Below are 13,109 nucleotides of genomic sequence, written 5' to 3'. Positions count from 1 at the left end.
CTGAAAGCGGGCTTTTTCATGCCGGTCAGCCGCCGGGCTCAGGGCGTACTTAGCGTGACCGAATCGAAGGTGCTCTGCGAGGTGATGGTCGTGCTGCCGGAGACACCGACAAGACCAACATAGATGCTGCTCTCCAGTGGGGTGTAGCCGCTTGCACTGAAGTCCTGCGACTTGGTTACGGCCCAGGTGCTACCGCCGTTGGTCGAGTAGGCGACGGTAATGACTTGCCCGACGCGTTGCAGCTTGAGCGTGACCGGCGTGGCTGCCGGGGACAGCGTGTAGGACGGGCTGAAGGCTGACGAGGAAATGTTCTCGTTGTCATTCTTGCGCTGCTCCCACTGCAGGCGCGGGATACCGCGTTCGAGAATGCCGTAATAGCGTGAGCCCGTCGCAAGGCTGTTGCGTACCATCAGGCCAGCACGCAGATTGCCGGTATTGGCACCACTGAACACCTCCTGATAGGTCAGGCGGGCAATCAGCGTGAAATCACCCGTCACCGGCGTGTAGACATACTCCATCGCATCGCCATAGACGGCGTTGGCCAGCGTGCTCAGACTGCCGGCACCGACCAGCGTGTAGACATTGCCGCCGCTACCGCTCGTGAAGCTGGCACCCGTTGCGGCGGGGAGGCCGCTGCTGGTGAAGGCATTGGTCAGTGGGCTTGCGCCGGTGATGACAACATCTGTCGTGCCCGCCGGAGTGGAGCTTGACGAGGAGCTGCTCGAACTCGAGGCTGCCGAAGAGCTGCTCGAGGACGTGCTGCTGGCGACCGAGGAGCTCGACGAGCTACTGGCAGGCGCGCTGGGGTCGAAAGTGATCTTGCCCGCTCCCGAGTTTGCCAGATTGTGCAGACGGACATCGTCGGCACTGCTGCCCAGCACGTAGCTATAGCCCGGCGTCCAGCCCAGCACATTGGTATATGGCGCAACGGTGAAGCCACTGCTCGTACCGGCCGAGACGGCACTGCTGTAGCGCGCGTTGAGCGCGGCAGCGGCTGCTGCCTCCAGCGCGCTCGACGCAGCGACGCCGTTGAACCATGAGCCGACATCCTTGAACTGGTAGCCGTTCAGGTTGGACATCACGCGTGACACGCTGGCCTTCGAACCGGTCATGTAGAAGGCGTTGCCTTCCGACAGGATCTTCGACTCCGCGCCCATGCCGATGTAATACAGGGTCGGGTAGATGGCGTCGTCGGTATTGCCCGTGTAGTAGTTGTTGTAGACGTGGATCTGGCCGAAGCGTGCGCGCGGTGCGCGCTGCACCGAGCTGTCCCAGATGTTGTTGCTGAAGGTGATGTGGTTGTAGGCGCGCTCCTTGGCGCCGTTGCCGTCACCCGAGCCACCCACCATGTTGGTCTTGTCGTGGTTCTTGAACAGTGAGTAGGAGATGGTGATGTAGTCGGAGCTGTCCTCGATGTCGAGCAGGCCATCGTGGCGCATCACCGGCAGGGTCACGCCATTGATGGTCAGGAACTCATTGTCGAGATGCGTGCCATCGGTCAGCGTGCAGTGGTCGAACCACAGCTGCTTGCCGGTGACGACCGAGATGGCCTTGAAGCGCGCATTCCACTCTTGCTTGCTGGTGTCATACGAAGTGGTCAGATCCTGTGGCGCCTGGAACTCGAGGTTGCGGATGATGATGTTGCTGGTGGCGTTGATGCTGAAATAGCCGTCGATGATCTTCGCATCTGCACCCACGCCGAGGATCGAGGTGTTGGAAGGGATGATGAACTGGATCTGCGCCTTCTGGATGTTGGACAGCGTGGTGCGGGCCGACGACAAGGCCTTGATCTTGTTGTTCTGCTCGATGGCTGCAGGGTCGCCCGCCGCCACCTGCGCTGCCAGATTACTCATGTAGGCCGTATCCAGACTCTGGATATAGAGGCTCCAGTCCCACTTGGCGGCGGTGGTGTTGGTTGACTTGTACCAGGCCTCGTCGGCAAACGTGCCGTTGCCGAGGTCCGTGCCCCAGATGCTGCCCAGCACATAAATGATCTTGGGTTCCAGCAGGGCCGCCGCAGGGCTGGTCGCGTAGGTTGGGCTCTTGGTATTCAGCAGTGCGGCATTCAGCTCGGCCCGGTTGCGCACAACATAGATGTTGCTCGCTGGCGCGTACGTACCGCCGACGGTACCTGCACCTTGCGAAGCCCAGCCATTGACATTCAGGACGAGGGGCAGTGTGCTGCTGGAGACGCTGGAAGACGCGCTCGACGCTGAAGACGATGAGGACGTGTTGCCCGTGCCGGTGATGGCGGTGGTGAGTTTGCCGCCACCCGCATTGAGCTGGGCGTAGAGTTTTACCAAGGATGCCGCGCGCGGGGTGAACGCATAGGGCACATTCCATGTCACGTTATCGGAAAGTGTGCAGCCCGCGAGCACAGCCCCATTGAAAATAGAGCCGGTATCTTTGATGGCACCCGCCGGTGTCGTGGAGTTTGGATTCGCAATCACGTCATTGCAGGTGCTGGCGCCTGTTACTTCGAAAGAATTCGCATTCGACTGGATTTTTGCGGATACGCCCGCGCCAACGCTGTAACTGTGTGGGTAAACGGGGTGTGACTTGCTGCCGACGAAAACATTGTTGAACAGATGTACCTTGCCGTAGCGCACACGCGGTGCGCGCATGGAGATATTGCTGAAGACGTTGTTGCTGTAGGTCACCCGCAGGTAGCCCTCGTCGCCGGTCGCTGTGTCGGATGCGCCAACCAGGCTGCCCTTGCCGTGCAGACTGAACAGGTTGTAAGACACGGTGATGTAGTCAGACGCATTGACGATGTCGAGCGCTCCGTCATGGCATTCCTTCACCGCACCGTTCTGCACCGGCAAGGTGTCGTTCGTTACCGGACTGTCGGTGACCGAGTTGTGATCGATCCAGACATGATTCGAGGCGCTTACCGAAATCGCCGGGAAGCTGCCGCTCCAGGTGCTGGTACTTGCGTCCCAGGTCGGTGCGATGTCGCAGGGCGCGACAATCTTCAGATTGCGGATGATGGCCTGCGTCACGCCGCTGAGCGACAGGTAGCCATTCACGATGCCGCTGTTCGTGCCGTCGCCGATCAGGGTGGTATTCGAGGGCAGGGCAATTGCAGCGCGTGTGGCCTGGTCGGCATGGCTGCTGAAGGCCACGCCTTCGCTCATGTCGATGACGCCGACGATCTTGATGATCTTTGGCTGGCCGCCGCCGTTGGCAATGGCGCCCAGCAATTGCGAGCGGTTGCTGACGGTGAAGATGTTGTTGGCCGCCGCTGCGGACCCGCCAATCGTTCCGCCGGCCTGGCTGGCCCAGCCATCGGCAGGTGCCGTCTGCAAGGCCGCATCCACGGCCTGCACAGCAGAGGGAAAAGCAGTCGCACCCAGCAAAGACAGCGCAATGGCAGCTGCCTGCATCGTTCTCTTCTGCATATCGTCTCCAATCATCCGGCCCGTCTGGGGACGTGCCTTGTTCTTATGTAATCTGCCCTCATTTCTAGGTGTGAGGGGCATGATCAAGCTGGATCGAAGTCTAGTCCGAGCTTGATCCTAACTGTTGAAAGCGCCTCAATGTTACCGGTATCTGCTGCAGATTCAATCAGGAAAACTGCAGCGTCCATAAAGTCCTTTGCGTTGTTATTGAGCATTTATTGCGCGAAAATGCGCGTTTCAAGTGCGCTCGCGAAGCTGGTTTAGAGCTGACCCCCCATGAAACTCCCTGAAGACAGAGAAACACTCCTCGAATTTCCGACCGACTTTCCCCTCAAGATCATGGGGCAGCGGGTGGACGGCTTCGCCCAGACGGTGCTTGAGGTCGTGCAGCGGCACGCGCCGGATTTCGACGGCAACAGCATGGAGATGCGCCCTTCCCGGGAGGGCAAGTACCTGTCGCTCACCTGCACCATTCGCGCTACATCAAAGCCGCAGCTCGATGCGCTTTACACGGAGTTGTCTGCGCACCCCATGGTCAAGGTGGTGCTGTAAGCGTGACCAGCGTGGCTGTTGAAACAGTGCCGCTGAACGTGCGTACGCGCGGCGTGCTGCCCTACGAACCGACATGGCGCGAGATGCAGGCTTTCACGGCTGAACGCGGCCCTGAAACCAAGGATGAGTTGTGGTTGTTGCAGCATCCGCCCGTCTATACACTCGGGCTCGCAGGCAAGGCCGAGCATCTGCTCGAGGCCAGCGAAATCCCGGTCGTGAAGATCGATCGTGGCGGGCAGATCACCTACCACGGGCCGGGCCAGGCAGTGATTTATCTGCTCATCGACCTGCATCGGCGCAAGCTCATGGTGCGCCAGATGGTCAGGCTGATGGAGCAGGCGCTCCTTGACGTGCTGGCCGACTGGGGCATCAGCGCCGAACGTCGCGAGGGCGCTCCGGGTGTGTATGTGGGCGAGACCAAGATTGCCGCACTGGGGCTCAAGATCAGTCGTGGTTGCAGTTATCACGGGCTCGCCCTGAATGTTGATATGGACCTGTCGCCCTTCGCGCGCATCAACCCTTGCGGGTACGAAGGCCTCGCATGCACCAGCCTGCAGGCTCTGGGTGTGCGGGTGAGCGTCGAGGAAGCACACGCAAGGCTGGCGGCACGGCTGGAAGCCTTGCTGCATGAGCTGCCACAAACCGCGCTTGCGCCGGTCACGGCACAGTAGAGATTTTTGAAACGCCGTCGCCTCCTTGACGGCCATGAAAGCAGAAGAAAATGGATCAGGAAGTCAAAGATGGCGCAGTGGCAGTTACGGCAGCCGACCCGCTGAAGAAGCAACGCGGCGAGCTCAAGACGGCACGCATCCCGATCAAGATCGTGCCTGCCGAGAAGCTGCGCAAGCCCGACTGGATCCGCATCAAGATCGGCAACTCCGAAGAGACGGCGCGCTTCAACGAGATCAAGGACACGCTGCGCGAGCACAAGCTGCACACCGTCTGTGAAGAAGCCTCCTGCCCGAACATTCATGAATGCTTCGGCAAGGGCACGGCGACCTTCATGATCATGGGCGACATCTGCACGCGGCGTTGCCCGTTCTGTGACGTCGGCCATGGTCGTCCCGACCCGCTCAACAAGGACGAACCGCGCGATCTGGCCAAGACCATCGCCGCCATGCGCCTCAAGTACGTCGTCATCACCTCGGTGGACCGTGACGACCTGCGCGACGGCGGCGCCCAGCATTTCGTCGACTGCATCCAGGAGACACGCAAGGCCAGCCCCTTCACCCAGATTGAAGTCCTCGTGCCGGACTTCCGCGGTCGTATGGACATCGCCCTGCGCATCTTCAACGAAGCCACGCCGGACGTGATGAACCACAACATGGAAACCGTGCCGCGCCTTTACAAGCAGGCGCGCCCTGGCTCCGACTACAAGCACTCGCTGATGCTACTGAAGAACTTCAAAGCAGCTCATCCCGAGGTGCTGACCAAGAGCGGTCTCATGGTCGGTCTTGGCGAGACCGACGAAGAGATCCTCGAAGTCATGCGCGACATGCGCGAGCATGATGTCGACATGCTCACGATCGGTCAGTACCTCCAGCCTTCGGCCGGCCATTTGCCGGTGTTGCGCTATGTGCACCCCGACGTCTTCAAGATGTTCGAGACCGAAGCGTTGAAGATGGGCTTCAAGAACGCAGCTTGCGGCCCCATGGTGCGCAGCTCGTACTGGGCTGACCAGCAAGCCCACGGCGCTGGCGTTTGAGCAGAAGGCGGATCTCGTCTCGAGGCTCCGCCGGCTGTCGCTACGTGGCTTCGCGCCGCGCGCTCCCGTGCGGCGGCAGCAAGCCGTATTTCGCCTGCCGCTGATGGACGTTTCCGTTTGAAGAACGTCCTTTTCATTTGCAGTCAGAACAAGTTGCGCAGTCCGACTGCCGAGCAGGTCTTCGCCGACTATCCCGGTATTGAAACCGCCTCTGCCGGCACCAATCACGATGCCGAAGAGCCGCTGACAGCCGAGCTGCTGCAATGGGCCGATCTCATCTTCGTGATGGAGAAGGCTCATCGCAACAAGCTCTCGCGGCGCTTCCGCGCGCATCTCGGCGGCAAACGCATCGTCTGCCTCGACATCCCGGACAACTACGCGTTCATGGATCCCGAGCTCATCCGCTTGCTGGAGATCAAGGTTAGCCGCTTCCTGTCTTGAGAGGCAGTCGGCCTGGCCCTGACTGCCCTGACGGAGCACGGTTGCTGTTCCGCGCGCCCGTCAATCTGACGCCTTGTGCGCGAAGTCACACATGTTGGCAATTTTGCCGAAAGCGCACTCCGCCAAGCCTTTCCTGCCTTGCCTGACGCCATCTTCAATGCCGGCGCGGGTCTCGCTGCGGGATGCTGCAGTGCACAGTGTTACCGGTATCACATCGACCGTTAACTAGCTTGTCAATTTTGCCAAATTCGCTATTGGCGGCATCCGGAAAACCGCTAGACTGCGCCCGCGGATCGCCAACCCCGAATGGCGGCCATGGAGAGATGGAGATGACAATGTTGGTTCGAGAGAGTCTGACCGCACTCGCGGTCGTTGCCTTGCTGTCTGCGTGCGGTGGTGGAGGCGGTGGTGGAAGTTCGTCTGCGTCGAGCGTGCCTGCCAGCTCGTCAAGCAGCTCCACTTCTTCATCTGCGTCCAGCACGGGCGCCGTGGCCACCCTCGGTTGGCACGCGTACGGGACAAACAATCTTGGCACTGCCGGTACGACGGGTGGCGAGGGCGCAACAGCCGGCAAGACCTACACGGTCACCAACCGCAACGAATTCATCCAGGCGCTGTATGGCAACGCGGCCACCATCAACAACGATGGCAGCGTCAGCGGCACGCTCGATAGCAGCAAGAAAATCATCTACGTGTCGGGCACGATCAGCCTCAACGTCAACAAGGCGCTGACCGAGCTGACAGAAGACAATTACGTGACCTATGCGACCGCGGCAAGTTGTTCCGGCGCCAGCACCTACGGCACGGCGAGCGCCATGTGGACGGCCTACTATGCAGCGTTCAAGCCCAGTGTGTGGGGCACCTCGGCCCAGCCTATCGGCTCCAACACGACAGTGAGTGGCGCGCCGGAAACCGCACGCGCTTGTTACGCCACACAGCAGAAGAAGGTCGTTTACGTCTCGATTCCGTCGAACACCTCGATCATTGGCGTGGGCAGCACGGCAAAGATCATCAACGGCAATCTCGTGGTCGGTAGCTCCAGCAGCAGTCCGGTCGACAATGTGGTCATCCGCAACATTGCATTCGAGGATGCCTTCGACTTCTTCCCGCAGTGGGATCCGACCGACTCGTCGACGGGTCGCTGGAATTCGGCCTATGACAATGTGTCGGTGATGTACGCCACTCATGTCTTGATCGACCATAACGAGTTCAGTGATGGCAGCGGCACGCGCTACGACGCCAACTATCCCTCCCCATTCAACGAAACTTACGCGGGCACCGACTACGGCAGCGCTGCAAACGCCCTGCTGTATCACGTCCAGCATCATGACGGTCTCTCCGACGTCACGAAGAATGCCAACTACGTGACCTTGTCGAACAACTACTACCACGACCATGACAAATCGATGCTGCTGGGCGGCACCGACACGGCTGCACTTGCCGCGGAGAATCCAGCTGCGCTGAAAGTCACCTTCCATCACAACTACTTCAAGAATCTGCGCCAGCGTCAGCCGCGCGTGCGTTACGGCATGGTTCACGTCTATAACAACTACTTCAAGGGTGATACCAACGCTACCAACTATCCGTTCTCGGCAGCCTGGGTGGCCGGTCAGGGTGCCAAACTCTATGTCGAGAACAACGTGGTGGATGTGACGGGCGCGACGGCGAGCCTCGTGTATAGCGGCTCCTCCAGCACCAGCAAGGTCACGCCTTGCGCGGCACTGTCGGGGATGTGGACCGAATATTGTTCAGCCTACGCATTCGGAGCGGGCAACGTGCTCAATGGCAGCGCGCTGGACATGAGCAGCGTATCGACGACTGGCGTTACCTGGAGCAGCACCCCGTGGATGGCGCCCGGCGCAACAAGTGGCGCGCCTACTGCAACCCCTTCCGCGTACTACAGCTACACGCTGGATGGCACTGGCAGCCTGGCGACGACCGTGCCCGCCAATGCTGGTGTCGGCAAGATCTGAGGTTCGTACATCAGCCCAAAAAACCCTGCCCAGCGGCAGGGTTTTTTCTTTTCCGACACCCACTCAACCCTGCCACCAGCGCCAGCAAAGCCACAGCGCAATAAGCCATACCAGTACGACCAGTGCTGCTCCCGCCCACATGCGCGGCCTGCGCAAATGACGCTCGGCCCATTCCTGCGCCTGTGCGCGGCAGGTCTGCAAGACGCGCGGCGGCAGCAGGCGCAGCGCCAGCCAGATCAACGCTGGCAGTACGATGGCATCGTCGAGATAGCCAAGTATCGGGACGAAATCGGGGATCAGGTCGATCGGGCTCAGGGCATAGGCCACTACGAACAGACAAAGCCCCTTGATCCAGCGTGGCGTCAGCGGGTGGCGCCAGGCGAACCACAGTGTCAGCGCGTCGAGCTTGAGGCGGCGCGCCCAGGCGCGGAGGGACCTGAAGATCGCCACGCGAACGAGGAGCGGTACTCAGTCTGCAGCAGGCAGGCTGGACAGCCAGCGCCGCATGGCTGCCGTGACGTCGGCGGGGCGCCCCAGCGTCGACAGATGGCCGCAACGGGCGATCAGCTGCAGGGTGGAGCCACGAATGCCCGCCGCCATCTCTTCATGGACTTCGACGGGCGTAATGAGATCTTCCCGGCCACAGAGCACCAGCGTCGGACAGCGGATGCGCGACAGTGTCGGCCGGCTGTCGATGCGGCCGATGATGGCTGTTTGCTGTCGCTTGAACACGTCCTTGCCCGCATCCGCACCCATCTGCATGTGCACGTCGGTGATGGATTTGTCATGCAACTGGTCGGGGTGAATCAGCTTGGGCAGCAAGTCGGTGAGCACGCCGGTGAAATCGTTCTCGGCGCGCGCCATCGCCTTGTGCCGGTTGCCGGTGGATTCCGGCGTGTCGGGGCGTGCCGTCGTGTCGAGCAGGGCGAGCCCCAGCACGCGTTCCGGCGCCTGGCGCATGATCTCGAGCGCGACGTAGCCACCCATCGACAGACCCGCCAACGCGAAACTGCCGGCAGGTGCGCGCTGGAGCACCGATGCGGCCAGTGCCTCCATATTGTCGGCGACGCTCAGGTCGCCCACCGAGGTGCTCGCAATATCCGCGAGCCCGGCGACCTGGGGGGCCCACATGCGCGCATCGCACACCAGGCCGGGCAGCAGTACGAGCGGCAACAATTCTTCAGGTTTCTGGCTCATGGCAACTCCTTGGAGATAACCAGTGCCAGTCAGCAATCAACGCGCCCGCAGGCTCACGTTCAGCTGGTCTACGGCAATGGCCCAGTCGGAGTCTGCCTTGAGGCTCTCGCGGATCATGTTTGCCTGCGCCACCGTCCAGAACGGCGCGCAGTGCAGATCGATGCTGTCATGCAGGGGTGAATGCTCCTGGATGAAGGCCTGGATCGACTCCTCGTCGTTGGCCAGCCCAAGCTGGGCAAACAGATTGGCGAAAGAATGTTCGGTCGTTTCCATGATGACTCCCTGTGAGAATTTCAACGGTACCCTGCAGCGTAGACCTTGCCGCCTGATCCTGACGCGCAGCTTGCACGCGTTTCATGACAGCAGCCGCACGCGCCCTTGTGTGTAGCAGGTCAGGCTCTCTCCGCGCGCAAAACCCACGAGCGTGATGCTTGCCGTCTGTGCCAGTTCAATGGCCAGCAAGGTTGGTGCCGAAATTGCAGCCAGCAGGCCGATGTTTGCACTGGCTGCCTTGTGCACCATTTCGTAGGAAGCACGTGAGGTCACCAACAGGATGCCCGTATTGAGGTCACTGCGCTGCATGGCACCGATCAGCTTGTCGAGCGCGTTGTGTCGGCCGATGTCTTCACGCACCAGACTGTGCTGGCCGTCGAACAAGGCCGCGGCATGCGCCGCACCCGTAGCGTGATTGAGCACCTGTTGGCGGGCCAGCTCGGCGAAGCCCTCGCGGATCATGGCCGGTGTGGCCACAAAGTCGGCCGTGACGTGCGTGACCGGGCGAATGGCTTGCTCCAGCGATTCCGCGCCACACAGGCCGCAACCCGTGCGGCCGGTGAGCGCTCGCCGGCGCTCACGCAAGGCCGTCATGCGCCGTTCGGTGATGCGCAATGCCAGCGTGATGCCTTGCGGCGAGACGTGCTGCGTGATGTCAGTAATCTCGGCCGCATGTTCGACGATGCCCTCAGACAAGGAGAAGCCAATGGCGAAATCCTCCAGGTCGCCGGGCGAGGCCATCATCACCGCATGCGACACGTCGTTGTAGCACAGCGCCACGGGCAGCTCTTCCGCCACCCATTCAGTTGTCGTCGTGCAACCACGAGCGTCGATGCGTTGCGCCGGGAGCGAGACATGGCCAACGTGCAGCGCTTCAAGCAGACCGGTCTCCGGAAAATCTTCAGGCTTCATCATTCATCTACCCTGAGAATCGGCGAGTGCGGCAGCAAGCGCACCACGGCCACGCGCATTGAGGCACAGCAACGTGCGTGCGCCGTCCTTGCGTTGTTCGACAAGATTCAGACCGCCCAAGCTCGCGTCGTCACCCAGCAAGGCCAAAAGACGCATCATCTCGCTCATCGACAGCCCCAGCTTCTTGCAGGCCTTGTGAATCGACAGGCCATCCTCACCCTGCAACAAGCTCAACAGTGCGGCGGCTTCCTGCATGGCTCACTCCACGTGCAAAGACAGGCGCACCGGGATCGATTTCGATGCCGGCGTGCGCGCCTCGTCTGCGAAGGCAGACAAGGGCACCAGCGCATTGGTTTCCGGGAAGTAGCTGGCGAGGCAGCCAGCGGGGATGTCATAGGGCACCAGCAGGAAGCGTCTGGCCGTGCGCTCGCCATCGGCCCACACGCTGGTCATGTCCACCCACTGGCCTGCGCCGAAGCCGAGCTTGATCAGGTCGTCGCGGTTGATGAAGCACACACGGCGGTGCCCCCAAACGCCGCGGTAGCGGTCGTCCATGCCATACACGGTGGTGTTGTACTGGTCGTGGCTGCGTACGGTCATCAACTTGAACAACTGGTTGGCAGCTTCCTCCTCCGGCAGGCGATGCGACTTGAACTGCGCCCGATTGTTGAGCGTCTGCCAGTTGCGCTCGCGCGCGCTATTGCCGAGATAGAACCCGCCGGGCGCTTTCAGCCGTGCATTGAAATCCGCAAAGCCGTCGACGACCTCGGCGATCTTGTCGCGGATGCGGCTGTAGTCCTCGACCAGCCACAGCCAGGGTGTCTTGCTGCGAGTCAGTGTCGCTGCTGCGAGGTGGGCGACGATGGCGGGTTCCGACATGAGCTGCGGCGATGCCGGCGCATTCATGCCCAGCGAGATGTGCACCATGCTCATGGAATCTTCGACAGTGACGCCTTGCGGCCCGGCCGCCTGCTGGTCGATCTCGGTGCGGCCGAGGCAGGGCATGATCAGCGCCTCCTTGCCATGCACGAGGTGCGAGCGGTTCAGCTTCGTCGTCACATGCACGGTCAGCGCGCAATTGCGCAGCGCCGCCCAGGTCGCTTCCGTATCCGGCGTAGCGGCCGCGAAGTTGCCGCCCATGGCGAAGAACACCTTGCCCGGCTCGCGCGCCATCGCCTCGATGGCTGCGACCACGTCATACCCATGCTCGCGTGGCGGCTCGAAATCGAAGGCCTTGCCGAGCTTGTCGAGAAAGGCCTCGGCCGGCTTCTCGTAGATGCCCATCGTGCGGTCGCCCTGCACGTTGGAGTGGCCACGCACCGGGCAGGCGCCTGCACCCGGCTTGCCGATATTGCCGCGCACCAGCAGCAGGTTCACCAGCATCTGTATCGTCGCCACCGAATGCTTGTGTTGGGTGATGCCCATACCCCACGTGCATATCGTCGCATTGCTGGTGATGTAGATGCGCGCCGCTTCCAGCAGCTGGCTGTGCGACAGGCCACTCGCCGCTTCGATGTCCGCCCACGGTTCGTCCAGCACGCCCTGCATGAAGCTCTCGAAGCCCTCCGTATGCTCGGCGATGAACTTGCGATCCTGCGCGCCCTGTTCCAGTACGGCCTTGATCAGCCCCTTCGCTGCAGCGAGATCGCCACCGATGCGCAGCTGGTAGTACTGCGACGCGATCTTCGTCTCGCCACCCATCAGCTCGACCGGATTCTTCGGGTCGGCAAAACGCTCCAGCCCGCGCTCGCGCAGCGGATTGAAGACGACGATCTTGCAGCCGCGCTTCGACGCCTCGCGCAACTCACCAAGCATCCGCGGGTGGTTGGTGCCGGGGTTCTGGCCGAAGATGAAAATCGCATCGGCCTTGGTGAAATCGTCCAGCGTCACCGTGCCCTTGCCCACGCCGATCTGTGGCCGCATGCCGACCCCCGAAGGCTCGTGGCACATGTTCGAACAGTCCGGCAGATTGTTCGTGCCGAACTCGCGGATGAACAACTGGTAGAGGAAGGCCGCCTCGTTCGAAGTGCGACCCGAGGTGTAGAAGATTGCGTCGTCGGGCGAGGGCAGGGCATTGAGGTGTTGCGCCACCAGCGCGAATGCCTCGGCCCACGCCACCGGCACGTAACGATCCGTCGCCGCGTCGTAGCGCATCGGTTCGGTCAGGCGGCCATGCGACTCCAGCGTGTAATCGTCCTGCGCCATCAGCTCGGTCACCGTCGCACCATTGAACAAGGCGGGCGTGACGCGGTGGCTCGTCGCTTCCGCAGCAACGGCTTTCACGCCGTTCTCGCAGTACTCGAAGCTCGAATGGTGATTGCGGTCCGGCCAGGCACAGCCCGGGCAGTCGAAGCCCGTCGGCTGATTGGCGTGGCTCAGCGTTGCAAAACCCTTGGCCACGATGCCCTGCCCCTGCAACGCGGCCAGCGAGGCCTTCAATGCATCAAGGCCGCCGGCGGGTTTGGGGTAGTAGGCGATGCGTTTGCTGCTCATGGCTTGGCTCTGGCGCGCTTTGATCGAACGTTGATTGTCCGGCGGCAGGATCGGGAGGGCAATACGTTATTTGCACACCTCTCAAATGTCTGCGGCGCATATTCCAAACGGTATATGCCGTCTGATGGGATGATTATCATATTCAGTGCCTAGGCACACCGC

12 protein-coding genes are annotated in these 13,109 nt (G+C 61.5%); 5 read left to right on the top strand and 7 right to left on the bottom strand.

Annotated features, from left to right (window positions below; genetic code table 11):
* Nucleotides 1-38: 38 nt before the first annotated feature.
* Nucleotides 39-3,401 carry a pectate lyase family protein gene (locus VVD49_RS03755; protein WP_327597787.1) on the bottom strand — a complete coding sequence of 1,121 codons (3,363 nt, stop codon included), beginning with the start codon at nucleotides 3,399-3,401 and terminating at the stop codon, nucleotides 39-41.
* Between the two features lie 276 nt (nucleotides 3,402-3,677).
* On the opposite strand from VVD49_RS03755, the gene VVD49_RS03750 reads away from it, so the two are divergent.
* The 5 genes from VVD49_RS03750 to VVD49_RS03730 all read left to right on the top strand — a co-directional run bounded on the left by VVD49_RS03750 (nucleotide 3,678) and on the right by VVD49_RS03730 (nucleotide 8,072).
* The gene (locus tag VVD49_RS03750; RefSeq protein WP_327597786.1) at nucleotides 3,678-3,953 is read left to right on the top strand and encodes a YbeD family protein; all 276 of its coding nucleotides are present in this window, start codon (nucleotides 3,678-3,680) and stop codon (nucleotides 3,951-3,953) included.
* 11 nt (nucleotides 3,954-3,964) lie between these two features.
* Nucleotides 3,965-4,624 (top strand): lipoyl(octanoyl) transferase LipB, encoded by a 660-nt coding sequence (gene lipB / locus VVD49_RS03745; RefSeq protein ID WP_327597785.1) that lies wholly within the window; start codon nucleotides 3,965-3,967, stop codon nucleotides 4,622-4,624.
* A gap of 50 nt (nucleotides 4,625-4,674) precedes the next feature.
* Complete coding sequence (lipA, locus tag VVD49_RS03740; protein ID WP_327597784.1) at nucleotides 4,675-5,658, top strand: lipoyl synthase; 984 nt, start codon at nucleotides 4,675-4,677, stop codon at nucleotides 5,656-5,658.
* 117 nt (nucleotides 5,659-5,775) lie between these two features.
* Nucleotides 5,776-6,099 carry a low molecular weight protein tyrosine phosphatase family protein gene (locus VVD49_RS03735; RefSeq protein ID WP_327597783.1) on the top strand — a complete coding sequence of 108 codons (324 nt, stop codon included), beginning with the start codon at nucleotides 5,776-5,778 and terminating at the stop codon, nucleotides 6,097-6,099.
* A gap of 329 nt (nucleotides 6,100-6,428) precedes the next feature.
* Nucleotides 6,429-8,072: a pectate lyase family protein gene (locus VVD49_RS03730; RefSeq protein ID WP_327597782.1), complete on the top strand. Its 1,644-nt coding sequence runs from the start codon at nucleotides 6,429-6,431 to the stop codon at nucleotides 8,070-8,072.
* A gap of 63 nt (nucleotides 8,073-8,135) precedes the next feature.
* On the opposite strand, the gene VVD49_RS03725 is transcribed toward VVD49_RS03730, so the two are convergent.
* From VVD49_RS03725 to VVD49_RS03700, 6 genes are all read right to left on the bottom strand, one after another.
* Nucleotides 8,136-8,522: a YkvA family protein gene (locus VVD49_RS03725; protein WP_327597781.1), complete on the bottom strand. Its 387-nt coding sequence runs from the start codon at nucleotides 8,520-8,522 to the stop codon at nucleotides 8,136-8,138.
* An 18-nt stretch (nucleotides 8,523-8,540) separates the two neighbouring features.
* A complete protein-coding gene (locus tag VVD49_RS03720) occupies nucleotides 8,541-9,269 on the bottom strand; it encodes an alpha/beta fold hydrolase (protein WP_327597780.1) in 729 nt (242 codons plus the stop codon).
* A gap of 36 nt (nucleotides 9,270-9,305) precedes the next feature.
* Nucleotides 9,306-9,542, bottom strand: coding sequence for a DUF2789 domain-containing protein (locus VVD49_RS03715; RefSeq protein WP_327597779.1), 237 nt, complete (start codon nucleotides 9,540-9,542; stop codon nucleotides 9,306-9,308).
* Nucleotides 9,543-9,623: 81 nt separating this feature from the next.
* A complete protein-coding gene (fdhD, locus tag VVD49_RS03710) occupies nucleotides 9,624-10,457 on the bottom strand; it encodes a formate dehydrogenase accessory sulfurtransferase FdhD (protein WP_327597778.1) in 834 nt (277 codons plus the stop codon).
* Entirely contained in the window at nucleotides 10,458-10,709 is a 252-nt protein-coding gene (locus VVD49_RS03705) for a hypothetical protein (protein WP_327597777.1), read from the bottom strand.
* Nucleotides 10,710-10,712: 3 nt separating this feature from the next.
* A complete protein-coding gene (locus VVD49_RS03700) occupies nucleotides 10,713-12,947 on the bottom strand; it encodes an FdhF/YdeP family oxidoreductase (RefSeq protein WP_327597776.1) in 2,235 nt (744 codons plus the stop codon).
* Nucleotides 12,948-13,109: the final 162 nt, after the last annotated feature.

The sequence above is a fragment of the Uliginosibacterium silvisoli genome (assembly GCF_036017035.1).
Taxonomy (GTDB): Bacteria; Pseudomonadota; Gammaproteobacteria; order Burkholderiales; family Rhodocyclaceae; genus Viridibacterium; species Viridibacterium silvisoli.
The sequence above is the reverse complement of the archived record's forward strand: the minus strand, read 5'-3'. Positions and strand labels throughout refer to the sequence as shown.

Bases quoted from the DNA above. Each gene is read 5' to 3' on its own strand.
- VVD49_RS03715 (WP_327597779.1), bottom strand. From the start codon at position 9,542: ATGGAAACGACCGAACATTCTTTCGCCAATCTGTTTGCCCAGCTTGGG.
- VVD49_RS03755 (WP_327597787.1), bottom strand. From the start codon at position 3,401: ATGCAGAAGAGAACGATGCAGGCAGCTGCCATTGCGCTGTCTTTGCTG.
- VVD49_RS03705 (WP_327597777.1), bottom strand. From the start codon at position 10,709: ATGCAGGAAGCCGCCGCACTGTTGAGCTTGTTGCAGGGTGAGGATGGC.
- fdhD (WP_327597778.1), bottom strand. From the start codon at position 10,457: ATGATGAAGCCTGAAGATTTTCCGGAGACCGGTCTGCTTGAAGCGCTG.
- lipA (WP_327597784.1), top strand. From the start codon at position 4,675: ATGGATCAGGAAGTCAAAGATGGCGCAGTGGCAGTTACGGCAGCCGAC.
- VVD49_RS03700 (WP_327597776.1), bottom strand. From the start codon at position 12,947: ATGAGCAGCAAACGCATCGCCTACTACCCCAAACCCGCCGGCGGCCTT.
- VVD49_RS03730 (WP_327597782.1), top strand. From the start codon at position 6,429: ATGACAATGTTGGTTCGAGAGAGTCTGACCGCACTCGCGGTCGTTGCC.
- VVD49_RS03750 (WP_327597786.1), top strand. From the start codon at position 3,678: ATGAAACTCCCTGAAGACAGAGAAACACTCCTCGAATTTCCGACCGAC.
- VVD49_RS03720 (WP_327597780.1), bottom strand. From the start codon at position 9,269: ATGAGCCAGAAACCTGAAGAATTGTTGCCGCTCGTACTGCTGCCCGGC.